This is a genomic window from Chryseobacterium gotjawalense (assembly GCF_030012525.1).
In the GTDB taxonomy this organism is placed as follows: domain Bacteria; phylum Bacteroidota; class Bacteroidia; order Flavobacteriales; family Weeksellaceae; genus Kaistella; species Kaistella gotjawalense.
This window is the reverse complement of sequence record NZ_CP124855.1, coordinates 1,475,737-1,499,133: the sequence shown is the minus strand read 5'-3', so window position 1 is coordinate 1,499,133 and position 23,397 is coordinate 1,475,737. Positions and strand designations below refer to the sequence as shown.

The following is a 23,397-nucleotide window of genomic DNA, read 5'->3' as shown; positions in this document are numbered from 1 at the left end:
CTTACAGGGAAGCGCTTTAGTATCGGCTGATTTTTTTTAAGAACTCCGCAAAATCATGTGTCATGCGAGTTCCTTTGGCGATGAGATTCCAGTCTCTTTGAATAATGTTTGCGGATTTTACATCCGTCCATCTTCGGCGTTTGATATGCAGTTTCACGGACTTTCCGCGCAGTGGAAAATCATCTACCATTATTTCCGGCAGAAAACCCTTTGACTGCAAAGTAAGAGAAGAAAACTCCTTTGGAATCGTATTTTTTTCTTCAAAATAAAGATGTAGCACTTTACTTACTTCTTCGAATTTCACAATCTCAAAATGGTCAATTAAAAATTCAGGTAATAAAAATTTGAGGACTTCTGTTTCATTTAGCATCTAACAAAATTATTAAATTTATCTTTTCTCCCCAAGTTTTGGGATTGATCCCAAAAATTTTGGATAATTTGAGAAAGATATTGGTCAGCCAATCGGATTTGTGCGTGGTGGCCCTAAAAAGGACATAAGTCATCCGGTTTCACCCATTTTCTAAGGTAACCAAACTGCACCCAACCTCATAGCAACCCCTGGCTTATGCTGACCTTATGCTGACCCTATCGTTGTTTCACGGTTGGAATATCGTTGTTCGGGAGAATAGTTGAATGTTGGTCTTGTCTTTCAGATCTTCAAAAAATTAAATCAGTTCTTATTCTTCAAAATTAAATATGTATATCTTTCTCCCCAAGTTTTGGGTTGACCTGTTTAAAAACCTTCCTTATTTACAATTTCTTTAAATCCGCTCCAACTCATCACCCGAAATCTGCGTTTTGAAACTTCCGTAGTTTACCGAAACTTTCCCGTTTTTTTCAATGTTATCGATGGTTCCTACACTTGCGGATCCTTTAATCCGGACACGTTGGCCAACTTTCATCCAGACGGCGCGTTCTTTTTGGCGTTTGTCTTCCAGTTTTTCATTGGTCTCTACAATTTTTTCCCGAACATCCACTTTCTTTAATTGCTGCGTGATTTTTCGTTTTACGATCTGCAGTTTTTTGTTTTCATCTTTATCAGCGCCGAGTTTGCGGAACTTTTCCTGCTCCAGAATTTTCACAAAATCTGCCACGACCAGTTTCCGCGATTTCCCTTTGACATAAGAATCGATGAAGGTTTCAATCTTATTTCCGAACTGCAGTTTGCGGTGTTCGTCTTCATATAGTTTCTGAAAATTAAAAAGCTTCTGCTCCAGTTGCTCATTCAATTTTTCCAGATTTTCTTTTTTGTTTTGAGTGGAATCTCTTTTTTCTGTCAAATCGGTTTTCAGCTTTTCTACTTCAAATTTTTCCTGCTGCAATTTTACAATCGTTTTATCGAGATTGATAATGTCGTGCTCCACTTTCTTTTTAGCAGATTCAATGATGAATTTTGGGATCTTATTTTTCTCGGCAACTTCAAAGGTGAATGAGCTTCCGGCTTGTCCGACTTCTAATTTATATAGCGGTTCCAGGGAATGTTCATCAAAAAGCATTGCGGCATTTTGCGCATTAGGCAGCTGTTCGATGACGAGTTTAATGTTGGTATAATGCGTGGTAATAATCGAAAAACTTTTCTTGTCGTAGAAGAATTCCAAAAAGGCTTCTGCTAAAGCACCTCCCAACTCGGGATCAGAACCCGTTCCGAATTCGTCGATGAGCAACAGCGTTTTGGCATCGGCTTCCCGAATGATTTTCGACATTTTTTTGAGCCGCGAAGAGTAGGTTGAAAGATGGTTTTCTATCGATTGATTGTCACCGATATCGGTCATTAATTTATCAAAGAAAAACATTTCAGATCTCGGATGAACCGGAACAAGAATCCCACTCTGAATCATCAGTTGCAGTAAGCCAACCGTTTTCAAAGTAATCGATTTCCCACCGGCATTCGGTCCTGAAATACACAAAATGCGGTTCTGTTCTGTTAAGGTTAAAGTCTGCGGAAATATTTTTTTCTTTTCAACCTGATTTCTAATCAGCAATAATGGATGAAAAGCATTGACCAGCCGCATTGTTCTGTGACGGTTGATTTTGGGTAAAATTCCGCCGATTTTTTCAGCGAATTTTGCTTTAGCACGTGTAACATCCAGATCAAAAATATACTTTTGATAAGAATAAAGTTGAGGTTGAAATTCTGAAATTTCGAAGGTTAATTTCCGAAGAATTTTATCGACTTCTTTCTTTTCTTCTTCGATGTCTTCCCGTAATTTAAACTGATGTTTCACCACCGATTCAGGTTGAATATAAGTAATCGAGCCGGTTTTAGAAAGTCCCAGAACCCTTCCCGGAACCCGTTTTTTATAACCGGATTTTACGGCTAAAACCCTTTGGTCATCAACAATACTCTCGCGGATGTCATCCAGAAAATCAGTGGAAGAAAGTGCGGTGAGTGCCCGGTTAAAGTTTTCCTGAATTGTTTTTTTTGCGTGAGAAATATCAGCCCGCAAAGTTTTCAGAACAGGAGACGAGTCGCTTTTCACTTCGCCAAAACGGTTGAAGACCTTGTCGATTTTGTCGATGATTTCCTTTCGGTATTCTAAATCTTTAACATCGTTATTGAGGTGAAGAAATAGATGTTCATAAGCCGGATAGAACTTTTGAAGTCGGGCAATTTGCTCCGTCAGACTTTTTATTTTGAGGAAAGCCGCACTGTCTAATCTGAAATTTTCAATCAGCATCAGTTTTAATTCTGCGTCGATATCTTCAAATTCGCTGAAAGGAATCGCGTTGTCACTTTCAAAACTTGATAGATATTCGGCTACTTTTTTTAAGGATAATTCTGCCTCATCAATATCAAATGGTCGGATGGCTGCAATTTTAGCTGCCGTTTTTTTCGAGAAAGCAAAAGGGGAAATCTCCGCCAAAAGTTCCGGAAATTCGAGTTCGTTTAAATCTTCTTTTTGTATATGCACACGCAAATTTACTTATTTTGACACCATAGTTACAAAAGTTTTGAGACAACCGTTTCGACAATGTAAAATTAATTTCTAAATTATATCTTTGAAAGATGAAGTTTTCTACTGAAAGATTAATTTTGCGAACGGTCACAGAATATGATGCCCACGACATTCTAAACATTAGAAGCAATATTGAAATTAATGAATTTCTTCACCGCGATCCTCCGAAAGATTCTTTTGAAGCGCTCTATTTTATTTTAAATATAAAAAGAAAAGCGGAGAATAAAGAAATCGTTTTTCTGGGAATTGCGCTCCAAAATGACCCGAAATTAATAGGCACAATTTGCCTGTGGAATTTTTCCAAAAATAAATCTACTGCTGAATTAGGATATGAATTACTGCCGAAATATCAGGGAAAAGGAATCATGTCGGAAGCCGTAAACTGTATTTTGGATTATGGTTTCAATCATTTGAACTTAAAGAAAATAGAAGCTTTTACCAATAAAAATAATTTGGATTCCATAAAATTACTCGAGAAAACAAAATTTGTTTTAAACAAAAAACGCAAGGATGAAAAGTACCCGGAAAATATTATTTTTGAATTAAGCGCATTTAAATAATCAACACATCATCGCATCACCACATCATCACATCACCATATCAATTAATCATCACATCATACAATGACCTGGACTGAAATTCTTTCTCCGATTAAAAACACCGGATACTTCGAAAATATTTGGCAAAAAGTACAAGACGCTTATGCAACAGAAAAATGTTTTCCCCCAAAAGAGGAAATATACAGAGCATTGGATTTAACTCCTTTTGAAAACGTAAAAGTGGTGATCATTGGACAGGATCCTTATCATAATGATGATCAGGCGAACGGTCTGTGTTTTTCTGTTTCTGAAAAAGTAAAAGCACCACCTTCGCTTAAAAATATTTTTAAAGAACTGAAAGATGATCTGGGAATTGAAAGATCGCGAACAGAACTTGATGACTGGGCGAAACAGGGTGTTTTGCTTTTGAATGCCACCTTGACCGTGAAAGCGCACGAACCGAATTCTCACAAAAATCTAGGCTGGGAAAAATTCACCGATTTCATCATTAAAGAAATTTCAGATAAAAAGGAAAATGTAGTCTTCGTTTTATGGGGCGCATTTGCACAAAAAAAAGAGGAACTGATTGATTCCTCCAAACATTTTATCGTAAAATCTGCGCATCCGTCACCATTTTCTGTTTATCGTGGTTTTTATGGAAGCAAACCCTTTTCGCAGATTAATGATTATTTGAAATCGAAAAAGATAAATCCTATTTCGTGGTAGTTCCTCCTTTCTGAGTTGGGGAATCTCCCGAAGCTTCTTTTTCAAACTGAAGAGCAATTGTGTAGCTTCCTTTTAATGCTTTAAATCCCTTGACAGAAGTGATATCAGGACTTACTTCAACCAGCAAAATCTTATATCCATTGAAACTTTGAGTGTTGTAATAGCTTCTATTTACATCATTCATCGTGCTGAGCTGTAAAATGACTGGTCTGGTATAAAGTCCCATCACTTCTATTTCTGCCATTGCATTTCCGGCCCATATGCATTGTACGTCTTTGGGGCAGCGGCTGTCTTCGAGCATTCTTTTGAAGGTGACATTCATTTCATATTCCTTCAGGAATTTATTTTCACCTTCTTTGAAATAAACCACATTTTTTTTATTGGATATTGCTTGCTGCTTTTCTGCAATTTTCACTGGTCGGTCATCGGGTGGTACAACAGTCGACATTGCCGACGCTTCTTTTTTGGGAACAGGCTGCGAATTGGTATTCGTTATAACTTCGGTATTTTCCACTGCGGTTGTTTTTGTGGAATTTGCTGCATTGTGGCTCTGACAGGTTGCCAAAGTGAAAAAAGTGAGTGAGCTTACTAATGTTTTGTAAATCATAGGTTTGTCTTTTTAAAACATATCAATTAAAACAACCAAAAACATTGCCAGCCCCACGATGAAATTAAAACCTGTTCCGTAAAGAAATCCAATTAAAGCACCTTTCGTAGAATTCCAGGCTTTCTTTTTATCGGAGGCATCGTGCAGTAATTCTCCGATGAAAACGCCCAGAAACATTCCGATTAAAAATCCGAACGGCACCGGAATGAAAAATAATCCGACAAATGTTCCTACCACCGAACCTACACTTCCCCAACGCGTACCGCCATATTTTCGGTTGGTTCTGGCCGGAATGACATAATTGAGAACGGTTGACAGAATGGTCAGGAAAACAAAAATCCAGATATAAACCATCGGTAAAGGTGCGTCTGTTCCGAATTTATAAATCAACAGGCCCGCTAAACTCAATAATAATCCCGGTAAAACGGGCAGGAAAGTTCCTAAAATCCCAAGAACTAATAATATTATACTGACAATTTGAATTAAAGTAGTATCCATCGTAACTAAATTTTGTTAAATGTACTTATTAATCTGTGAAAGACAAACAGAATTCTTATTTTTGCTGGGATGGATAAAGAAATAACAAATACAAAAGATTTACTGCAGAATGTAAGCGACTCTATTCACTTTTTTGTGAAAGATCATTCGCCGGACAGTTGGGTGCTGCTTCTTCAGATTTTTTTTAAATTTGCGTTCTTTATTGCGATAGTTTACCTGGTTGATTTTCTTTTCAAATTAGTAATTAACACTGTTTTTAAGTTATTTTTTGATAAAGAGAAATATCCTGTTCTGAAATCCATTTATGCTGCGAGAATTACGAATTCGTTTTCCCATATCATCGCGCTGCTTTTTGGTAGTTATGCCCTGTTTTCGATTTTCTACAGGCACCCAAAAAGTTTTACTTTCTTAGAAAGAATGATGGGTTTATTCATCGTTTTTGTGGTGGCTGGAATGCTGTACCGGGGGATGAGTGCATTTCGTAATTTCTTCATCATCAAAAAAGATTATTATAAAATCATTGCGTTGAATGCAGTTTCGCAAACTGTCAAAATTTTCGGGATTTTTGTTTCCTCAGTCATTGCAATTTGTGTGATTTTCGGAATTAGCGGTTCTGCGATAGTCGGCAGTTTGGGAGCAATTACCGCTGTTCTGGTTTTGGTTTTCAGAGATACGATTCTTGGTTTCGTTACCGGGATTCATGTCGCAACTTCTAAAAATTTAAAAGTAGGGGACTGGATCGGGATTCCGAAATACAATCTGGAAGGCACCATCGTCGATTTAAATCTTTTGACAACGAAAATACAGAATTTCGATAAAACGATATCAACCATTCCGACCTATGATTTTCTGACCACGGAAATTAAGAATCTGCAGGTTATGTCAGAGAGCAATACCAGAAGAATTAAGCGTTCCATTATTTTTAATATTAAGTCCTTTAAGTTCTTAGATTTAGAAGAGGTGGACCGGTTGTCTAAAATTAATTTAATCAGAGATTATCTTCATGAAATGAAAGATGAAATAATCGAAGAACGGACGCATATCGAAAATGCAGACCTTGTCATTAATGGCAGGCAGTTGACCAATATTGGGGTCTTCCGGGAATATACCTTTAATTATCTTAGAAATAATAAGCATATCGATCAAAAAGGAACCTTGATTGTAAGGCAACTGGAGAATACGCCTCATGGAATGCCGCTGGAAATTTACTGTTTTACAAACGATTCTGCGTGGGTAAATTATGAGGGAATAATGGCAGATATTTTTGACCATCTTTTGGTAGCGTCCAAAGAATTTGATCTGGAAATTATGCAGTTCAATAAAATTTAAAAAAATGACGAAACTCAGTGTAAATATTAATAAAATTGCAACCCTTAGAAATGCTAGAGGGGGCGAATTGCCAAGTGTAACCGAAGCAGCCATTAAGCTGCAGGAATTTGGTGCGCAGGGAATTACCATTCATCCAAGACCCGATCAAAGGCATATTACCAGAAAAGATGTTTATGATTTAAAGCCTTTGATTTATACCGAATTTAATATTGAAGGGAATCCGCACCGTCCCTTTATCGATATGGTTTTAGACGTGAAACCGGATCAGGTGACACTTGTGCCGGATACCGACGACGCAATTACTTCCAATGCTGGCTGGGATTGCGAATATAATTTGGAATTTCTGAAACTGGTGATTGATGAATTTAAAAAGGCCGGAATCAGAACATCAGTTTTCCTAGATCCAAATCCAGAAATGGTGAAATATGCTAAAGAAACCGGTGCCGATAGAATTGAATTGTATACGGAAGCGTATGCAATCAATTATTCCAAAAATAAGGAAGAAGCGATAAAACCTTATATTGAAACCGCTTTGGAAGCTGGAAAATATGGATTGGGAATCAATGCCGGTCATGATTTGAGTTTAGAGAATTTAAAATATTTTGCCGATAATATTCCAAATTTACTGGAAGTTTCAATTGGTCATGCACTGATTTCCGAAGCGTTGTATATGGGTTTAGAAAACACAGTACAGGCTTATCTGAAGAGATTGGCGAAGTGGTAGCGGTTTTTTAATTAATCAATGGTTGACAGTTATATCTGAAAAATGACTTTAATTTAAAAAAAATGGAAATTCTACACTCAAAAATATACGGAGAAGATCAACCCGGAATACCGCTTTTGGTGTTTCACGGATTATTCGGGATGCTTGATAACTGGGGAAGTTTCGGCAAAGAAATGGGTGAGTTTTTCCCCGTTCATTTAATCGATTTAAGAAATCACGGCAAAAGTTTTCATTCATCAGAAATGACACACGACGATTTAGCGCATGATATTCTACATTATATGCAATTCCACAAGTTGGATAAAGTCAATCTGTTAGGGCATTCGCTCGGAGGAAAAGCGGTGATGCAGTTTGCCATAAAATATCCCGTGAAAGTACAGAAACTGATCGTGGTTGATATCTCGCCAAAAGCATATCCGCCGCATCATCAGGGGATTATAAAGGCCCTGGAAAGTGTCGATTTCGATAAAGTGACTTCGCGGCAGGAAGTGGAGGAAGTTCTACACCAATATATTCCTGAGAAATCGGTCATTCAATTTTTGGCAAAAAACCTTTATTGGACGGATGATAAAAAACTGAACTGGCGGTTTAACCTGAAAACCCTTTCCGAAAAATACACGGAATTTGTTTCTAATGCCATAAAATTTGGCGTGTTCGCCGGAGAAACTTTATTTGTTTCAGGGGAAAAATCCAACTATATTTTACCTCAGGATGAATTTCAGATTAAACAGCAATTTCCCAACGCATCAATTGTTACGGTGAAAAATGCCGGACATTGGGTACAGGCAGAAAACCCGACTGACTTTAACGAACTGGTAAAGGATTTCCTTTCAGAAAACAGAGTTTAATTCTGGTTTATTTAAAAATATTCAAAACCTTCAATAACTCAAAGTCTCAAATCTCATGTCTATAAATCTCTCCTCTAAATTATGGTATTAGTCACAGGCGCGACCGGAATTCTCGGCAGAGTGATCGTTTTGGATTTGCTGAAACGCGGTAAATCGGTTCGGGCAACCAAAAGAACTTCCAGTAATATAAGGGAAGTCCACGAGTCTTACCGGTTTTATACCGACGAACCCGATGCGTTTTTTAATAAAATTGAATGGGTTGATGTCGATTTTCAAGATTTAGAATCCCTGAAAAATGCACTGAATCAAGTTACGGAAGTTTATCATTGTGCTGCTCATGTGAGTTTTCATCCGGATCATCGGCTTACGATGTACCAAACCAATATCGAGGGAACCAGACAACTTCTTTTTGCCTGTGAAAATTCATCGGTTCAGAAATTCTGTTTTGTAAGTTCGACTGCGGTTTTAGATGGAGTTAATGAAAACGGCGAAACCACAGAAGACTCCAATTATAATCCAAAAATTAATCATTCACCTTATGCCAAATCCAAGCATTTTTCTGAAATGGAAGTTTGGCGGGCATCGGCAGAAGGACTTCAAACCGTCATCATCAATCCTGGCGTAATTATCGGCAGTGGAAACTGGCATTCGAGCAGCGGTGAAATGTTTGAAACTTTCGAGAAATATCCTTATGCAATGAGCGGAAGCACAACGTATGTAGATGTAAGAGACGTTAGCAAAATCGCTGTTTCATTAATGGAAAACAATATTTTCGGAGAACGGTTTATCGTTATTTCAGAAACCAAAAAAATACTGGAGGTTGCCAATTTTGTTCGTGAAAAGTTAGGGAAATCAAAAGCGAAGGTTATTTCAAAAGGGATTTTAAAGGCGGGTTACGTCTTGAATATATTATTCGGATGGCTGTTTCCTAAACTCAGAATGATGAGCAAAGTCAATCTGGAAACGGTAACTTCACATCACATCGTTTCTAATGAAAAAATCAGAAGAAAACTTGATTATCAATTTATTTCGGTTTTTGAAAGTCTTGATTTTCACTTAAAAAACTATATCTCAGATAAAAAATAATTATGAATGTTGCAGAATTTTTAAATATAAATACCGCAAAGTTTCCGAGGAAACCGGCAATTGGCTTTAAGAAAAAAGAAAAGTGGACGGAAATCTCCTGGTCGGATTTTAGAAGACTGGTTTTTAAAACCGCAAATGCACTTCGTGAAGCTGGGATTTCTGAGCACGACAAAGTCGCCATTTATTCTGATAACTCAGCAGAATGGATTGTCACCGATTTAGCAATTCTGTCATTAGGAGCCGTAACTGTGCCCATTTATGCGACCAATAATGAGCAGCAGGCAGAATATATCCTCAATGAATCTGAATGTAAAATGATCCTGGTCGGGAATCAGGAACAATATGAGGCAGCATTTTCTATTTTAAACAGGAATCAGATTTTACAGCAAATACTGGTTGCGAAAAAAGCAATCTGGATCAAAAAAGAAAAGAGCCAATATCTCGAAGATTTTATTAAGAACTCCGAAGAAACTTTTGATATAGTTCCGGTCGAAGATGACGCGCTGGCCACCATTATTTATACTTCAGGAACCACCGGAGTTCCGAAAGGAGTGATGTTGACTCACGGAAATTTCCATAAATGTGTGGAAGCACATTTTGATTTTTTTAAATTTAAAAACTTCGAGAAGGAGACTTCACTGGCATTTTTACCATTGACTCATATTTTCGAAAGAAGCTGGACTTTACTCGCTCTTTGCGGTGGTGCGAAAGTGTATTTTCTGGAGAATACCAAACTTATAGCAAGTGCTTTAGCCGAGGTTAAGCCTACGATAATGTGCGCTGTTCCCAGATTTTACCAGAAAATTTACGCCGGCGTTCACGAAATGGTCAATGAAAGTTCTGATTCTAAAAGGAAAATTTTCAATTGGGCAATCGAAATCGGGACTGAAGTGGCAGAACTGCGACGCTTAGATAAAAACGTTCCTTTTTTATTAAAGATGAAGAATAAAATTGCGGGCGTAATGGTCTTTAATAAAATTAAGAAAAAAATGGGCGGAAAACTTTGGTTTATGCCTTGTGGTGGTGCGTCCGTTTCGGCTGAAGTGACCCGTTTTTTTGAAGCTTTGGGGATTCATATCACGGTGGGTTACGGTTTGACGGAAACTACAGCGACTTTAACTGCTTTTCCTTTTCATCATTTTGAACATGGTTCGGCGGGAGTTCCATTTGGTGATACCCAAATTAAAATTGGCGATAATGATGAGATTCTGGCCAAAGGAAGTGGGATTATGAAAGGCTATTATAAAAAGCCAAAAGAAACTGCAGAAGTTTTTACGGCGGATGGTTGGTTCAAAACGGGGGATGCCGGGAAATTTGATCAGGCAGGTAATTTAATTATTACTGATCGGATCAAAGATCTGATGAAAACGTCTAATGGAAAGTACATCACTCCGCAGCCGATAGAAAATCTATTTTCAAATAACAATTACATCAATCAGGCAATGGTTGTGGCAGAAGGGAAACCTTATGTAACCGCCTTGATTATCCCAAATTTTGAAGCGTTGCAGGAACAGATTTCAAAAATGAATATCCCGTTTACCTCTTGGGAGGAAATTGTAAATATCGAAACCGTTAAAGAGTTTTATCGGGAAAAAATAGAAGAAATTCAGAAAGGACTTTCGGGTTTTGAAAAGGTGAAAAAGTTCGTGTTGATGCCTTCTGAATTTGAAATAGGAAGTGGCGAAATAACGCCGACTTTGAAAGTGAAACGGAACGTCGTCTTACAGAAATATGCGGTTGTTGTAGATAAAATGTATCATTCGTAAAGACGAATTTCTTGTCGGTCTTTTGAAAGAAGTCACAAAAGTCGGTACTTGACGGCAGTAAATATTTTAATGGTAAAAAAAAGCGGCGAAGCTGCGGTAGATAATATGGAAGATTTTTTTGGTTCAAATGATTATATAATTTCAAATAAAAAGGTTTCGGAATCGTGCCCTTCAAATATTGCCCTGATTAAATATTGGGGGAAATATGAAAATCAGATTCCTGCAAATCCCAGTATCAGTTATACTTTAAATTTATGTAAAACAAATACAGAAATTGAATTTGTTGCCGGTGATAAATTTTCTGTTCAGACTTTTTTAGCTGGAAAGGAAGAATCAAAATTCGCCGAAAAAATTGAAAAATACTTTAAAAATATTGAAGAATATTTGCCGTGGATTTTGAAAGGGAAATACACCATCAGAACTGAAAATACGTTCCCGCACAGCTCCGGAATTGCAAGTTCTGCCTCAGGATTTGGGGCAATTGCTAAATGTTTGATGGAGCTGGATGAGCAGTTTTCTGGAAAAGTTGATGAAGATTTTAAACTCAGAAAAGCAAGTTTCCTGGCAAGATTAGGAAGCGGAAGTGCGTGCAGAAGTTTGTATGACGGAATGGTGGTTTGGGGAGAAACAAAAGAAGTTTCCGGAAGTTCAGACTTATTTGGAGTTCGTTATCCGAATGAGGAAATTCATGAAGTGTTCAGAAATTTCAACGATTGGGTTTTACTCATTCACGAAGGCGAGAAATCGGTCAGCTCTACGGTTGGTCACGGTTTGATGAACACGAATCCTTATGCTGAAAGAAGATTTCAGGAAGCGCATGAGAATTTTGCCACGCTGAAAACAATTTTGAAAAACGGAGATATGACCGCTTTCATTCAAATGGTGGAGCATGAAGCACTAACCTTGCATGCGATGATGATGATGAGTGAACCTGCGTTCATTTTAATGAAGAGCGGAACGTTGGCCGTAATTAATAAAATCTGGGAATTCAGAAAAGAAACCAGTCTTCCTTTATTCTTTACTTTAGATGCCGGTGCAAATGTTCATTTGCTTTTCCCGGCTAACATAGATGAAGACAAAATTCAGGAATTCATCATCAAAGAATTGATACAACATACCCAAAATAATGGTGTTGTAAAAGATGTGATGCGTTTTTAAAAAGAAAAGAGAAAATTTATTTCTTCGAAGCAGCAAGTCTACTCATCGTATGTAATACGAAAACAATTATTATCCCTAAAATTCCTGCTGACATCGAAAAGATGAACTTGGCATTTTCTTCATTCCAAAATCCGAGATCCCATTCGATAACATAAAGATTGATACCGATAAATACGATGAAAAGTGCTAAGAATATTTTATAGAACAGTTGCATTTTTTTAAATATTAAAATTTAACATACGTTGAAAAAAGTTGCGCGAAGTTTGCCGTAAACAGCTTGATTGAAATCGCCAGAAGAATAATTCCGAAAACTTTTTGTAAAACCTGAAGTGTTCCGTCCCCTAATTTTTCCTCCAGCCAGTTCGCTGATTTCAGCACCAAATATACGAAAATTGTATTGATAATAATGCCGATGATAATATTGATGTCATGGTATTCTGCCCGCAGAGAAAGAGTGGTCGTCAAGGTACCGGCTCCGGCTATCAACGGAAAAGCGATAGGGACAATCGAGGCTGATTTTGATTCTGTATTCTTTTGAATCTCAATCCCAAGAATCATTTCCAGAGCAATCACGAAGATGACAATGGCTCCTGCAATTGCAAACGAATTTACATCAACACCGATGAGGTTTAGAATTTTATTTCCGATAAAAAGAAACGCAATCATCAGAATTCCCGCCACGATAGCAGCACGTTCAGCCTCTATTTTTCCAAACTTCTTTTTTAAGCCGACGATAATGGGAACCGAGCCGATAATATCGATGACCGCAAAGAGAATCATCGAGGCAGTAAGTGTTTCTTTTAAAGAGAAAAATTCTAGCATCTGTTGAAATTATTAATTTCGCAAAAATATGAAAAATAAATCATTATTTGCTAATTTCTGAATATAAGTCGTGAATCAAGTTATAGAGCTCATCCATCTGCTCATCAGAATGAAATGGCGCGAATTTTTCGATTTGAATCCGCTCTGAAAGGACTCTGTATTGTTCCGAAATTTGCTGACCTTTAGTTTGTTCTAAAATAGCTCGGAAATCTGAATCGGTGTTTGCGAAATAGGATTCTTTCGTTTCTCTGTTTAGGTCATTGTAGGCCGAAAAGAAATTGATATAATCTTTATTGTCTTTTAAAATTTTTAAATATTCTATACTTTCTTCGAAGTGGTTGCTCATGTTTTTTCTAATGAGTTCTTCGGTTTCAGCAATGGTTGTAACCGGACTGGAAATCAGTTGAGGTCTTAATTTCCTCTTTTCTCTTTTCCGCAAAACAATCAAAAATAAAGAAACGAAAGTCGTCAGCAGTGCTAAATTTCCGAAAACAATTTTCCACTCGATTTTGCTTTTATCTTTTACTTTAAAGTTTTGAGTTTGCAAAACAGGAGTGTTTACGGTTTCTAAAACAGTATTCGTATAATCATTTACTTTTTCTAAAGTTGTCTTTTCTTCAGCAATCTGCGCTGGTGTTTTTACATCAATCACCAATTCTTTGGAACCTAAATCTAAGTATTTCGTGGTGTCAGGATCAAAGTAAGAGAAATCCTCAAACTTGATCGCAACAGGACCTGATTTTTTTGGAACCACGATATACTCTGCACTTAAAGATCCGGAAAGTCCGTTCTTTTTCGCCACCGTTTCTGCGGTGATTTTTGGAGGAAAGTAAGCATAATCAGCAGAATTCAGAATTTTAGGTAAATGCAGACTTCCCAGATTTCCCGAACCGGTGACTTTCAAAATAATATGTAAAGGTTTATCGGTTTCCGGAATCTCGTCGTTGCGGACATGAAATAAATCAACCGTAAACTGACCGACTGCATTTTTAAAATGTCCGGGCATGCCTGCTGGTAGTTTCTTTACATTGAGCTGTATTTTATTTGATGAAATTCGGTTGTCTTTTGACGAATTGGCAAAAGAAGCAGAAATCGGATTAATCTCTACTGTTCCTGATTCGGACGGGAAAATTATAAAAACCCCGATAATTTGGGAAGCCATACCAGAATTTGATTCAATCTCAGATTTTGCAAAGCTTACCGCTTTTATATTCGCATTGGGCTGGTCTGGAAAATGAATTTTCCCCAGCTTTCTGAAATTGTCGTAGTCGCGGCTGTAAGCGCGTAAAACGGCGATCGTTGGTTCGTTTTTATAAACTACTTTATCCTGAACTTCTAAATTCAGATACATGTTGCTCCGGTCGGAATTATCTGTGACAGAACTTGTCTTTTCGCTGTCTTTTACGAATATGTCGAAAGGTTCGGTTTTGTAAATTTTGCCGTTGACGGTAACTAATGCAGAGCCGATTTTCACTTTACCGGTTTGCTTGGGTGCAAGAACGCACTGATAAACCAACTGATTGATTACATCTCCTTTTTTAGCATCCAGGATGATGGTATTCCTTTCAGATGCAGTTCCGATAATATCAAACTTAGAAAGATCCGGCATTTGTAGCGGCGTTTGCTGCTCCATGTTTTCACCACTGATTTCGAGAAGAACAGTTAAAGTAAACCGCTGATTTAGCTTTTGATCTTTTACATCAGATATCGCCAAAGTTACCTGACCGTAAGTGAATACAGCTGAGATTAATAAGAATATGTAGGAAAGTTTTTGTTTCATCACCAATCCTTTTCATTGCTTTCCGGCATCGAATAAGAGTTTTTATTAAGGATTTTCTTCGCGGTTTCCCGTTCCTTATTTCCAACCCGGTTCAGTAGCGCATCTTGCAGGTCTTTGGGCATTTTGTCGGAATTACTGTTTTTGTTTTCGTTGGGATCTTTTCCTTCGCCCTCTCCTTTATTCTGCTGTCCGGTTCCGGCTTCTTTCTGTGGTTGATCTCCTTTGTCCTGACCCTTGTTTTTATCTTTGTTTTGGTCGCCATCACCGCCACCCCCGGAATTGTTTTTCTGGTTTTTCTGCTGCTCTTTTTCCTTTTCTTTCAGCATGGCAATCCCGTAGTTTTTACGAATGGTTTCATTGTATGGGTCTTGCTTTAAAGCCTGTTTGTAAAGTTCCGCTGCTTTTTTGGAATCTTCAGTCTGCATATAAGTGTTGCCTAGATTATAAAGTGCAGCACTTTTGTCGGGAAGAGTAGTAGAAAGTTTTTCTGCTTTTTCGAATTCCGCTTTGGCTTCCTCGTACATTTTTCTTTTATACAGAGAATTGCCAAGATTATAGTGAGCCATAAACTCTTTATCGTTGAGTTGTACAGCTTCCATATATTTTGAAGAAGAAGATTCGTAGTTTTCTTTGTCGAATTGCTTGTTGCCTTTGAAGACTAATGTCTTATAATTTTCCTGAGCAGAAAAAAAAGAACAGCCAAACAGCACAAGAAACGTGGAAAAAAGTAAATTCAGATTCATCACTGCAAAATTATTCCTTTATTTGTTAATGTCTATGGATTAAATTGTTAAATTTCGGTTAAATTCGGCTGAATGTGTTGGTTTTGAATCAAATATTGAAGTCGCGCTTAGGATTTGCCAGAAAAATAATCAGAAATAAAAGAATTGAAACTGCCAGAAAATATTGATAATAATGAATTGCATTATTGGATTTCACCATTGTTTCGGAGGAAGCTGCGCTTTTACGCAATCCGTCAATGATTTGAGCAGTTGCATTTTCGAGGGTATTTCCGTCCACATAAGTTCCGTTCGTTTGGTTTGCCATATTTTTTAAGGCCAGCGTTTCTCTTTTTGAAATCACGGTTTGTCCCGCTCTGTCGGTTTTATAACCCATCAACTGACCGAAAACATACTCCGGAATCGGTGCGCCTTCTTCGGAACCGATTCCTACACTGATCACAGAAATCCCTTCTTTGGACGCTAGTTTTGCCGCTGGTTTTTCATTGCTTTCATTGTCTTCACCATCACTTAATAGGACGACTTGTCGAGCGCCTTTCGGAATGTTTTTGAACTTGTCTGCAACCGTTTGCATTGCTTTTAAGAAGTCTGTTCCCTGTGTTTTTACAATATTGGTTTCTACGCCGCCAAGATAGGTTTCTACTGCCGTGAAATCTGTTGTTAAAGGCATAATTGAACTTGCGTCACCGGCGAAAACAACGATTCCGACTTTGTCGTTCTTCATTTTCTCCATCGTATTGATGATGATGTTTTTGGCATTGTCTAAACGGTTGGGCGCAACATCCTGTGCATTCATCGAATTAGAAACATCAAGCAGGAAAATAACGTTATTCATTTTTTGTTTGCTCTTTACTTCTTCCGTACCGCTCAGTACATCTACGATTGCTATTATTAAAAATAATGTTGCCAATAAATAAAGAACCGGTAGCACTTTTGTAAAACCTGATTTTTTTTCAAATAATTCTTCCTGAAATCGTACTTCTGCAAAGATTTTCTTCCGCTGGTTTTTCCATTTGATATAAGCAATCATAATGATTCCCAGCAGCGGCAAAAGCAGCAACAATATTAAGTACAGGTTATTTCCTAAAGTCCAGCTCATATTTTATTTTTGGAATGTTGAAACGGTCTGATTTTCTTTAAACTTCACTTATATTAAAGGTTCTTGTTTTTATTCCTTTTACGGTTTGCTTTGAAAAACAAACCGCCTGAAGTTCTAGCCCCGATGGGAACGGCATCCCCAAAAGCGTTGGCATTGCTGCTGCTTGGGATATAGTGGACAGCGGGACCACTCTCGGGATAAGCGAAAATCTTGTTGCTCCTAAAAATATTCATTTCTTTTAACTTAAAAATTTATAGAAAATCCAGCGCAACAATGAGTCCACCAACAAAACGGCTAAGGCAATCCACAGAAAGTTTCGGAAATATTCGTGGTAATTATAGAGTTTGGTGGTTTTCAGTTCTGACTTTTCGAGTTTGTTTATTTCGTTGTATACTTCTTCTAAACTTTGATTGGAAGAGGCACGGAAGTACTTTCCACCGGTCGTTTGGGCAATTTCCCGAAGAACGGGTTCGTCGATTTGAACTTCAGCTTCGGTGAAAATCAAATCGCCAAAAAGATCCTGTTGGGTCGGCATCAAAGCATAACCGTTGGTTCCGATCCCGATGGAATAGACTTTTATCCCGTTGCTGCGTGCCAATTCGGCAGCGACTTGCGGAGGCATTGCGTTTTCCACATTGCTGACGCCGTCGGTCATCAAAATGATGATTTTCGATTTTGCTTTGCTGTTTTTCAAATGGGCAACTGCGACAGAAAGTCCTTCACCGATTGCGGTTCCCGGTGTAAGTTCTGAAGTGCTGAGATGATCCAGCTCATCGATCACCACGGCGTGATCAGAGGTGACAGGTACTTTCGTAAATGCTTCGCCGGCGTAAGTTACCAAGCCGATTCTGTCGCCAGGCCGGCTGTTGACGAATTTTTTGGCAATATTTTGAAGCGCCGTCAAACGGTCGGGCTCTAAATCTTTGGCCAGCATACTCAAGGAAACGTCCACTGAAAGCATGATGTCGATCCCTTTACTGTCATCCTGATCCTGCGAAATGGTAAAGGTGCGAGGTCTTGCCATCGCAATGATTAAGCAGGAAAGAATGAGGTATTTTGAAATTTTCAGCAGGAACAGAACGAACTGAATCGATTTGTTTTCCTGCATATTTTGGGTGGAAGGAACGGTGATTCCGGAGTGTTTTTTATTGCGTAAATCGCGGATAATCAATGGAATGAAAACCGCAAACAGCAATAAGAACCACGGGCTGTATAATTCGAAATTTAAAAAATCAAGTGTCATCATTTTTATACTCCAGTTCTTAGTTGTTCGGCTTCCAAATCTTTGGACGACCGTTTTACGAAAGCTTTCATCTGATCGAAATCGTCCTGCATATTTTGTTGACCGGGGAAAACTTTTGCGAATTTCACGAGATCTCCTCTCAAGAAAATGTCTTCTATTGTTTTCTCATTTTCTGTGGAAATGGTATTGTTTAATTTGATAACATCGATTAAATCGTCGGTCAGCAAAACATCGGCCGGAATTTTATATTGTTTGGTGATGAAGTTTCTTGTGATATCTATTAATTCGACATAAAACAGTCTGTAGTTTCCGTCTTCGATATAATTTTTCTTTTTCAACTTATCTAATTCTCTCAGTGTTTGGTTGGTCATCAGGACCGGATCAGATTTTTTTCGTCTGCCATATTTAATGAGTTGATAAATAATGAAAATTAAGGCCAACAAAATCAATACCCCTAAAATATACCATTTGTACATTTGCCAGTAATCCTGAACGCCCAGATCAACCTCTTTGTTTTTCATAATATCATTGATCTGATCTCCTTTTTGAGCAGTATTAATGACTTCGACATCGTAAGGAACCGTTTTTAGAAGTTTACCGTTTATTCTGAAATCGAGTGCCGGAATGGTGAATTTTCCTTCATCATAAACGGCAAATTCAATGATACGGTCGTAGGAGTCAACCTGTTTATTAATGCTGTCTTTTATTTCTTCAAAATGAAAAGGGAGCAGTTCATTTTTCGGAGCAGACAAAACATCTTTGGCCTGCAGATTAGAAATATGAATGTGCAAAATCCCAGGTTCGCCTAGAGCCAAAGTGGTTTTGTCGAGTTTGGAGCTCAATGTTTGCGAAAGTGCAAAAACGCTGAGAAATGCGAATAAGATTAAAAATGTTTTTTTCAACTCTTAATTGTTTTTATTAATGAGATTTACCACTACTTTCACCATAGTGTCTTTTTCTTCTGATTTGCTTTGCGCAATCATTAAAGTTAATGCGACTAAAGTATTGTTTTCCAGTAATTTATCTCCGTTTTTTCTATAAAGTAGTTCGTTGTTTGAAAGGAACCATAAAAATAAGAAAGCGGCAATTCTTTTGTTTCCATCACTGAACGAATGATTTTTTGTTACCAAATATAAAAACATCGCTGCTTTTTCTTCAATACTCGGATAAAGTTCTTTCCCGTCAAAAGTTTGATAAATAGTGTTGATTGAACTTTTGAAAGATTCGTCTTTTTCGTTTCCGAATAAATTTCCTGCTTTGAATTTTTCTTTTAATGTAGCGATTACTTTTTTAGCGTCTTTATAATTTGCTTTAAATTCTTTTTTCTGTGAAATATTTTCAATTTCTAAAATTTGGTTGTCATACTTATCCAGCGTGTCCAGGCCATAAGTATAATCTTTAATAATCCTTAAAACATCTTTGGCTTCATCATTAGAAATTACTTTGTTTTCCAGTGAATCAGATAATATTTTCACCATCGAACTTAGATTATCCAATTGCTGTTTCGTAGCTTTTTCGTTAATTGAATAGCCTTTAATTAAATAATTTTTAAGAACAGAATTAGCCCAAATTCTGAATTGTATTCCACTTCGGGATTTCACGCGATAACCAACGGAAATAATGACATCGAGATTATAAAATTCTGTCTGATAAGTTTTTCCGTCGGAAGCAGTTGTCGCAAATTTTGCGACAACTGAATATTCATTTAGTTCCTCTTTAATAGCATTATTAATATGTTTTCCAATTGTTTTCACATCTCTGTCAAACAGCAGAGACATTTGCTTGCGATTTAGCCACACCGTTTCGTCTTCCAGTTTCACATCAATGGAAGTTTCGCCGTTTTGGCTTTTGTAAATTATTATTTCGCCCTTATGCATCTATTTTTTCCTGAAATACTGATACAGAAATTTAGAATAATCTTCGCCGGTATTCATATTGATAAATCCTGCGGAAGAACTTTCAAAATCTTCGGTTACGTTTCTTACTTTTTGTTTTTGGTGTTCTGCAAAATCGTAGCGCCATCTGGCATTAGAGGTATTTGCCCAAATCTGTTTTCCGGTTTCTGCATCTTTAAAAAGGGCATATCCGACATCGGGGATTTCGTTGTCTTTTTCATCATAAACTCTTAAGCCTAATAATTGATGTTTTCGCGAGGCAACTCTCAACATTTTCAAATCATAAGAATCTTCAAAATCAGAGAACATGAAAATCAGCGATTTTTTTTTGAAAACACTCATCATATATTCAAGAGCTTTGTCAATTTTGGCTTCTGCCGGAATATATTCTGCGGATAAGATATTGCTGATAATCGCCAAAATATGTTTTCGTCCTTTTTGCGGCGGAATCACTTTATACACTTTATCGGCAAATAAAATCAAACCTACTTTGTCATTATTTCCGGCGGCAGAAAATCCTAAACTTGCAGCAATCTCAGCGACGAATTCTCTTTTCAGCTGAGTTTGTGTTCCGTAATTCATGGAGGCAGAAATATCGACTAAAAGCATCAAGGTTAATTCCCGTTCTTCTTCCATCACTTTTACAAACGGTTCACGGAAACGGGCGGTTTTATTCCAGTCGATTCTGCGGATTTCATCACCAAACTGGTAAGGACGGACTTCTGAAAAAGTCATTCCCTGACCTTTGAAAGCGCTGTGGTATTGACCCATCAAAGTTGCTTCGGACTTCTTCTTGGTCCGGATTTCAATTTGTTTTACTTTTTTTATGATGTCTTTGATTTCCATAAAAATGAATCAATGTAATAATTGATCAATGTAGCAATTATCTTAAACTGTTAAATTTATTGCTGCTACACTGATATGTTGTTCCCTTAGTTAAGGTGCTTGAATTTTCCCCAGGATTTTATCGATGATCTGATCAGAGGTGATTTCTTCGGCTTCGGCTTCAAAACTCAGTCCGATACGGTGACGAAGAACGTCTTTTGCTATTTCTTTCACATCTTCAGGAATTACGAATGCGCGGTTTTTTAAGAAAGCCATCGCCCGTGCGGCAATTGATAAATTGATGGAAGCTCTCGGCGAGGCACCGAAACTGATGTAGCTTTTTAGTTCTGCAAGTCCATATTTTTCTGGAAAACGAGTGGCAAAAACCATATCCAGAATATATTTCTCAATTTTCTCATCCAGATAAATCTGATTGATTAATTTCTTGGCTTCGGTTACATTTTCTAAGGTAATGACCGGGCGGATTTCCGGGGAATGTCCGCTGGCAATCATTTTCATGATTGTTCTCTCGTCTTCAAAATTCGGATAAGTGATGGTACATTTCAGCATAAAACGGTCGGTTTGCGCTTCCGGCAAAAGATAAGTTCCTTCCTGATCAATTGGGTTTTGGGTGGCCAAAACGAGAAAGGGTTTTGGAAGCGGCATTGTTTCATCGCCGATGGTTACCTGCTTTTCCTGCATCGCTTCCAAGAGCGCCGACTGAACTTTTGAAGGAGCACGGTTGATCTCATCAGCCAAAACAAAGTTGGCGAAAATAGGTCCTTTTTTTATAGAAAAATCATTGTCTTTAAGACTGTAAATCATTGTTCCTACCACATCCGCAGGTAAAAGATCCGGGGTAAACTGTATGCGGGAAAAAGCGCCGTGTACGGCATCTGCCAAAGTCTTTATCGCTAAAGTTTTTGCCAATCCGGGAACACCTTCCAACAGGACGTGACCATTTCCCAGAAGACCGATTAATAAACGGTCTACCATATATTCCTGTCCGATAATTGCTTTGTTGATTTCCTGTTTTAAAAGTGAAAAAAAGTAATTCTGTTCTCTTACTTTTTCGGTTAGCTGTCTGATATCTTCAGCTTGATTGAGTTCTGACATAGTGTTTGTAGAATTTAAAGTGTAAATTTCCAATAAATACGCAGACCAGTCAACACAATTAATGCCAACGGTGCGTTAAAGTTTGTTAAACATGACAATGTGAAATTTCGCCCGCAAGAAAGTGACTGTTTTATAGTAAAGAAGAAATGGCAAACAGATACAGTTTAAAGCAGATTTATAATTCTTTGATTTCTAAGGAAGAACCGTGAATGGCTATTCATGAAACTCAGCGAAATTCTTGTCATTTTCAGTTAATTAACCTATTTTTGGCCATTAAAATAATCGCAAAATGAATTATCATTTTCAGGCACACCGTCAAGTTCGCCGAAACCTTTTAGAAATCCTGCAAAATACGTCTAACAAAGATTTGTTGCTGATTCCTGATGGTTTCAACAATAATATTTATTGGAACATCGCGCACACAGTGGCGACGCAGCAATTACTGCATTATTACCTGAGCGGGAATCCTTTTCGAATTGATAAATACTGGATTGAAACCTACAAAAAAGGCACCCTTCCTAATTTGGATGTGCAGCAGTCAGAAATTGATGATCTTGCTTATCTTTTAACGGAAACTTCCAAAGTTTTAATGAAAGATTATGATGATGATTTTTTTCCGGATTATACTTCTTATACGACCAGTTTTGGGTTGGATTTAAAGAATATTCAGGACGCTATTATTTTCAACAATATGCACGAAAGCTTGCACTTGGGATATGCAACTGCTCAAAAGAGAGCAATTCTGGGTGAACAATTTTAAAATATAACGGTTCCGATTTCAAGGGAAGGAACGCAAAGAAAACCTTGAATTTTAACTTTTAAAGAACTTATGAAAGAAGATTTTATATTTGGGTTGCGCCCAGTAATTGAAGCAATTGAAGCCGGAAAAACGGTTGATAAAGTATTTTTGCAGAATGCGTTGCAGGGAGATATTTATTATGAACTGAAAAATCTTTTGGCGAAACACAAAATCAGACCGAATTATGTTCCGATTGAAAAACTGAATCGCTTTACCAGAAAGAATCATCAAGGGGTTGTGGCCTTTATTTCAGATGTTCCTTTTCATTCGATTGAAAATATATTACCCGAAATTTTCGAATCCGGGAAGACACCGTTTCTTTTAATTTTGGATCGGTTAACGGATGTTAGAAATTTTGGAGCAATTTGCAGAACCGCCGAATGTGCTGGAGTTGACGCTGTGATTATTCCGGAAAAAGGAGGGGCGCCGATGAATTCAGATGCGATTAAAACTTCTGCCGGTGCGATGTACAATATTAAAATCTGTAAAGAAAAAAACTTAAGTCATACCGTTGATTTCCTTCAGCAATCTGGTGTCCAGGTTTTTTCTGCGACTGAAAAAGCACAGAAATTATACTACGATGTGGATTTTACACAGCCGTGTGCAATCGTAATGGGAAATGAAGAAACTGGAATTTCTAAAGAGGTTCTGCATCATTCCGACGAAAAAATAAAACTTCCGATGGAAGGTAAAACCCAGTCTCTAAATGTTTCTGTGGCCTGCGGGGCGATTCTTTATGAGGCGACCCGCCAACGAATGAAAATGTAATCTTCCTTTAACTTTGTAGCTGATTTTTGATCGATTCTATTTGAAAATATTTTTTACCTTTAATAAAAAATA

25 protein-coding genes are annotated in these 23,397 nt (G+C 37.6%); 10 read left to right on the top strand and 15 right to left on the bottom strand.

The features are described 5' to 3' along the window. Positions 1 to 16: 16 nt before the first annotated feature. Both QGN23_RS06940 and QGN23_RS06935 read right to left on the bottom strand, forming a co-directional pair. Entirely contained in the window at positions 17 to 370 is a 354-nt protein-coding gene (locus QGN23_RS06940) for an ISAon1 family transposase N-terminal region protein (protein WP_282903875.1), read from the bottom strand. Between the two features lie 391 nt (positions 371 to 761). Then, positions 762 to 2,912 (bottom strand): endonuclease MutS2, encoded by a 2,151-nt coding sequence (locus QGN23_RS06935; RefSeq protein ID WP_282906377.1) that lies wholly within the window; start codon positions 2,910 to 2,912, stop codon positions 762 to 764. Between the two features lie 95 nt (positions 2,913 to 3,007). Here QGN23_RS06935 and QGN23_RS06930 point away from each other — a divergent pair, with 95 nt between their 5' ends. Next, positions 3,008 to 3,517, top strand: a complete 510-nt coding sequence (locus QGN23_RS06930) for a GNAT family N-acetyltransferase (protein ID WP_282906261.1) — start codon at positions 3,008 to 3,010, stop codon at positions 3,515 to 3,517. 63 nt (positions 3,518 to 3,580) lie between these two features. After that, complete coding sequence (locus tag QGN23_RS06925) at positions 3,581 to 4,222, top strand: uracil-DNA glycosylase (RefSeq protein WP_282906260.1); 642 nt, start codon at positions 3,581 to 3,583, stop codon at positions 4,220 to 4,222. Here the strand turns inward: QGN23_RS06925 and QGN23_RS06920 are convergent. Next, positions 4,209 to 4,829, bottom strand: a complete 621-nt coding sequence (locus QGN23_RS06920) for a hypothetical protein (protein ID WP_282906259.1) — start codon at positions 4,827 to 4,829, stop codon at positions 4,209 to 4,211. The two genes, QGN23_RS06925 and QGN23_RS06920, sit on opposite strands and share 14 nt — an antisense overlap. 12 nt (positions 4,830 to 4,841) lie before the next feature. Further along, on the bottom strand, positions 4,842 to 5,327 hold the full coding sequence (locus QGN23_RS06915) for a DUF456 domain-containing protein (protein ID WP_282906258.1): 486 nt from the start codon (positions 5,325 to 5,327) through the stop codon (positions 4,842 to 4,844). A gap of 69 nt (positions 5,328 to 5,396) precedes the next feature. Between QGN23_RS06915 and QGN23_RS06910 the strand changes: the two genes are divergently transcribed. The 6 genes from QGN23_RS06910 (at position 5,397) to QGN23_RS06885 (ending at position 12,238) form a co-directional block, all read left to right on the top strand. Continuing rightward, positions 5,397 to 6,656 carry a mechanosensitive ion channel family protein gene (locus QGN23_RS06910; protein WP_282906257.1) on the top strand — a complete coding sequence of 420 codons (1,260 nt, stop codon included), beginning with the start codon at positions 5,397 to 5,399 and terminating at the stop codon, positions 6,654 to 6,656. A gap of 4 nt (positions 6,657 to 6,660) precedes the next feature. Continuing rightward, on the top strand, positions 6,661 to 7,380 hold the full coding sequence (locus tag QGN23_RS06905) for a pyridoxine 5'-phosphate synthase (RefSeq protein WP_282906256.1): 720 nt from the start codon (positions 6,661 to 6,663) through the stop codon (positions 7,378 to 7,380). Positions 7,381 to 7,442: 62 nt separating this feature from the next. Beyond that, the gene (locus tag QGN23_RS06900) at positions 7,443 to 8,228 is read left to right on the top strand and encodes an alpha/beta fold hydrolase (protein ID WP_282906255.1); all 786 of its coding nucleotides are present in this window, start codon (positions 7,443 to 7,445) and stop codon (positions 8,226 to 8,228) included. Between the two features lie 81 nt (positions 8,229 to 8,309). Then, complete coding sequence (locus tag QGN23_RS06895; RefSeq protein ID WP_282906254.1) at positions 8,310 to 9,314, top strand: NAD-dependent epimerase/dehydratase family protein; 1,005 nt, start codon at positions 8,310 to 8,312, stop codon at positions 9,312 to 9,314. Positions 9,315 to 9,316: 2 nt separating this feature from the next. After that, a complete protein-coding gene (locus QGN23_RS06890) occupies positions 9,317 to 11,080 on the top strand; it encodes an AMP-dependent synthetase/ligase (RefSeq protein WP_282906253.1) in 1,764 nt (587 codons plus the stop codon). Between the two features lie 105 nt (positions 11,081 to 11,185). Further along, entirely contained in the window at positions 11,186 to 12,238 is a 1,053-nt protein-coding gene (locus QGN23_RS06885) for a diphosphomevalonate/mevalonate 3,5-bisphosphate decarboxylase family protein (protein WP_282906376.1), read from the top strand. Positions 12,239 to 12,254: 16 nt separating this feature from the next. Here QGN23_RS06885 and QGN23_RS06880 read toward each other — a convergent pair whose 3' ends face one another. From QGN23_RS06880 to QGN23_RS06830, 11 genes are all read right to left on the bottom strand, one after another. Then, positions 12,255 to 12,452: a hypothetical protein gene (locus tag QGN23_RS06880; RefSeq protein WP_282906252.1), complete on the bottom strand. Its 198-nt coding sequence runs from the start codon at positions 12,450 to 12,452 to the stop codon at positions 12,255 to 12,257. Between the two features lie 11 nt (positions 12,453 to 12,463). Further along, positions 12,464 to 13,060 carry a MarC family protein gene (locus tag QGN23_RS06875; protein ID WP_282906251.1) on the bottom strand — a complete coding sequence of 199 codons (597 nt, stop codon included), beginning with the start codon at positions 13,058 to 13,060 and terminating at the stop codon, positions 12,464 to 12,466. Between the two features lie 43 nt (positions 13,061 to 13,103). Next, a complete protein-coding gene (locus tag QGN23_RS06870) occupies positions 13,104 to 14,840 on the bottom strand; it encodes a BatD family protein (protein ID WP_282906250.1) in 1,737 nt (578 codons plus the stop codon). Then, a complete protein-coding gene (locus QGN23_RS06865) occupies positions 14,840 to 15,583 on the bottom strand; it encodes a tetratricopeptide repeat protein (RefSeq protein ID WP_282906249.1) in 744 nt (247 codons plus the stop codon). Before QGN23_RS06865 ends, QGN23_RS06870 begins: the two co-directional genes overlap by 1 nt. 88 nt (positions 15,584 to 15,671) lie before the next feature. Further along, complete coding sequence (locus QGN23_RS06860; RefSeq protein ID WP_282906248.1) at positions 15,672 to 16,679, bottom strand: vWA domain-containing protein; 1,008 nt, start codon at positions 16,677 to 16,679, stop codon at positions 15,672 to 15,674. Between the two features lie 53 nt (positions 16,680 to 16,732). Further along, positions 16,733 to 16,912, bottom strand: coding sequence for a hypothetical protein (locus tag QGN23_RS06855; protein ID WP_282906247.1), 180 nt, complete (start codon positions 16,910 to 16,912; stop codon positions 16,733 to 16,735). Positions 16,913 to 16,917: 5 nt separating this feature from the next. Further along, complete coding sequence (locus QGN23_RS06850; protein WP_396127346.1) at positions 16,918 to 17,925, bottom strand: VWA domain-containing protein; 1,008 nt, start codon at positions 17,923 to 17,925, stop codon at positions 16,918 to 16,920. Positions 17,926 to 17,927: 2 nt separating this feature from the next. Further along, positions 17,928 to 18,824, bottom strand: coding sequence for a BatD family protein (locus QGN23_RS06845; RefSeq protein WP_282906246.1), 897 nt, complete (start codon positions 18,822 to 18,824; stop codon positions 17,928 to 17,930). A gap of 3 nt (positions 18,825 to 18,827) precedes the next feature. Beyond that, positions 18,828 to 19,799, bottom strand: a complete 972-nt coding sequence (gene rhuM / locus QGN23_RS06840) for a virulence protein RhuM/Fic/DOC family protein (protein WP_282906245.1) — start codon at positions 19,797 to 19,799, stop codon at positions 18,828 to 18,830. Then, entirely contained in the window at positions 19,800 to 20,663 is an 864-nt protein-coding gene (locus QGN23_RS06835; RefSeq protein WP_133438665.1) for a DUF58 domain-containing protein, read from the bottom strand. Between the two features lie 90 nt (positions 20,664 to 20,753). Further along, positions 20,754 to 21,758, bottom strand: coding sequence for an AAA family ATPase (locus QGN23_RS06830; protein WP_282906244.1), 1,005 nt, complete (start codon positions 21,756 to 21,758; stop codon positions 20,754 to 20,756). Between the two features lie 289 nt (positions 21,759 to 22,047). Here QGN23_RS06830 and QGN23_RS06825 point away from each other — a divergent pair, with 289 nt between their 5' ends. Then, positions 22,048 to 22,518 (top strand): DinB family protein, encoded by a 471-nt coding sequence (locus QGN23_RS06825; RefSeq protein WP_282906243.1) that lies wholly within the window; start codon positions 22,048 to 22,050, stop codon positions 22,516 to 22,518. 69 nt (positions 22,519 to 22,587) lie between these two features. Continuing rightward, the gene (rlmB, locus tag QGN23_RS06820; protein WP_133438662.1) at positions 22,588 to 23,325 is read left to right on the top strand and encodes a 23S rRNA (guanosine(2251)-2'-O)-methyltransferase RlmB; all 738 of its coding nucleotides are present in this window, start codon (positions 22,588 to 22,590) and stop codon (positions 23,323 to 23,325) included. The last annotated feature ends 72 nt before the right edge of the window (positions 23,326 to 23,397 follow it).

Excerpts from the sequence above, each read along its gene's own strand:
- QGN23_RS06855 (WP_282906247.1), bottom strand. The coding sequence starts at position 16,912 with ATGAATATTTTTAGGAGCAACAAGATTTTCGCTTATCCCGAGAGTGGT.
- QGN23_RS06885 (WP_282906376.1), top strand. The coding sequence starts at position 11,186 with ATGGAAGATTTTTTTGGTTCAAATGATTATATAATTTCAAATAAAAAG.
- rhuM (WP_282906245.1), bottom strand. The coding sequence starts at position 19,799 with ATGCATAAGGGCGAAATAATAATTTACAAAAGCCAAAACGGCGAAACT.
- QGN23_RS06890 (WP_282906253.1), top strand. The coding sequence starts at position 9,317 with ATGAATGTTGCAGAATTTTTAAATATAAATACCGCAAAGTTTCCGAGG.
- QGN23_RS06900 (WP_282906255.1), top strand. The coding sequence starts at position 7,443 with ATGGAAATTCTACACTCAAAAATATACGGAGAAGATCAACCCGGAATA.
- QGN23_RS06920 (WP_282906259.1), bottom strand. The coding sequence starts at position 4,829 with ATGATTTACAAAACATTAGTAAGCTCACTCACTTTTTTCACTTTGGCA.
- QGN23_RS06865 (WP_282906249.1), bottom strand. The coding sequence starts at position 15,583 with ATGAATCTGAATTTACTTTTTTCCACGTTTCTTGTGCTGTTTGGCTGT.
- QGN23_RS06850 (WP_396127346.1), bottom strand. The coding sequence starts at position 17,925 with ATGATGACACTTGATTTTTTAAATTTCGAATTATACAGCCCGTGGTTC.
- QGN23_RS06875 (WP_282906251.1), bottom strand. The coding sequence starts at position 13,060 with ATGCTAGAATTTTTCTCTTTAAAAGAAACACTTACTGCCTCGATGATT.
- QGN23_RS06930 (WP_282906261.1), top strand. The coding sequence starts at position 3,008 with ATGAAGTTTTCTACTGAAAGATTAATTTTGCGAACGGTCACAGAATAT.
- QGN23_RS06895 (WP_282906254.1), top strand. The coding sequence starts at position 8,310 with ATGGTATTAGTCACAGGCGCGACCGGAATTCTCGGCAGAGTGATCGTT.
- QGN23_RS06825 (WP_282906243.1), top strand. The coding sequence starts at position 22,048 with ATGAATTATCATTTTCAGGCACACCGTCAAGTTCGCCGAAACCTTTTA.
- rlmB (WP_133438662.1), top strand. The coding sequence starts at position 22,588 with ATGAAAGAAGATTTTATATTTGGGTTGCGCCCAGTAATTGAAGCAATT.
- QGN23_RS06925 (WP_282906260.1), top strand. The coding sequence starts at position 3,581 with ATGACCTGGACTGAAATTCTTTCTCCGATTAAAAACACCGGATACTTC.
- QGN23_RS06910 (WP_282906257.1), top strand. The coding sequence starts at position 5,397 with ATGGATAAAGAAATAACAAATACAAAAGATTTACTGCAGAATGTAAGC.
- QGN23_RS06870 (WP_282906250.1), bottom strand. The coding sequence starts at position 14,840 with ATGAAACAAAAACTTTCCTACATATTCTTATTAATCTCAGCTGTATTC.
- QGN23_RS06835 (WP_133438665.1), bottom strand. The coding sequence starts at position 20,663 with ATGGAAATCAAAGACATCATAAAAAAAGTAAAACAAATTGAAATCCGG.
- QGN23_RS06830 (WP_282906244.1), bottom strand. The coding sequence starts at position 21,758 with ATGTCAGAACTCAATCAAGCTGAAGATATCAGACAGCTAACCGAAAAA.
- QGN23_RS06940 (WP_282903875.1), bottom strand. The coding sequence starts at position 370 with ATGCTAAATGAAACAGAAGTCCTCAAATTTTTATTACCTGAATTTTTA.
- QGN23_RS06915 (WP_282906258.1), bottom strand. The coding sequence starts at position 5,327 with ATGGATACTACTTTAATTCAAATTGTCAGTATAATATTATTAGTTCTT.
- QGN23_RS06905 (WP_282906256.1), top strand. The coding sequence starts at position 6,661 with ATGACGAAACTCAGTGTAAATATTAATAAAATTGCAACCCTTAGAAAT.
- QGN23_RS06860 (WP_282906248.1), bottom strand. The coding sequence starts at position 16,679 with ATGAGCTGGACTTTAGGAAATAACCTGTACTTAATATTGTTGCTGCTT.
- QGN23_RS06880 (WP_282906252.1), bottom strand. The coding sequence starts at position 12,452 with ATGCAACTGTTCTATAAAATATTCTTAGCACTTTTCATCGTATTTATC.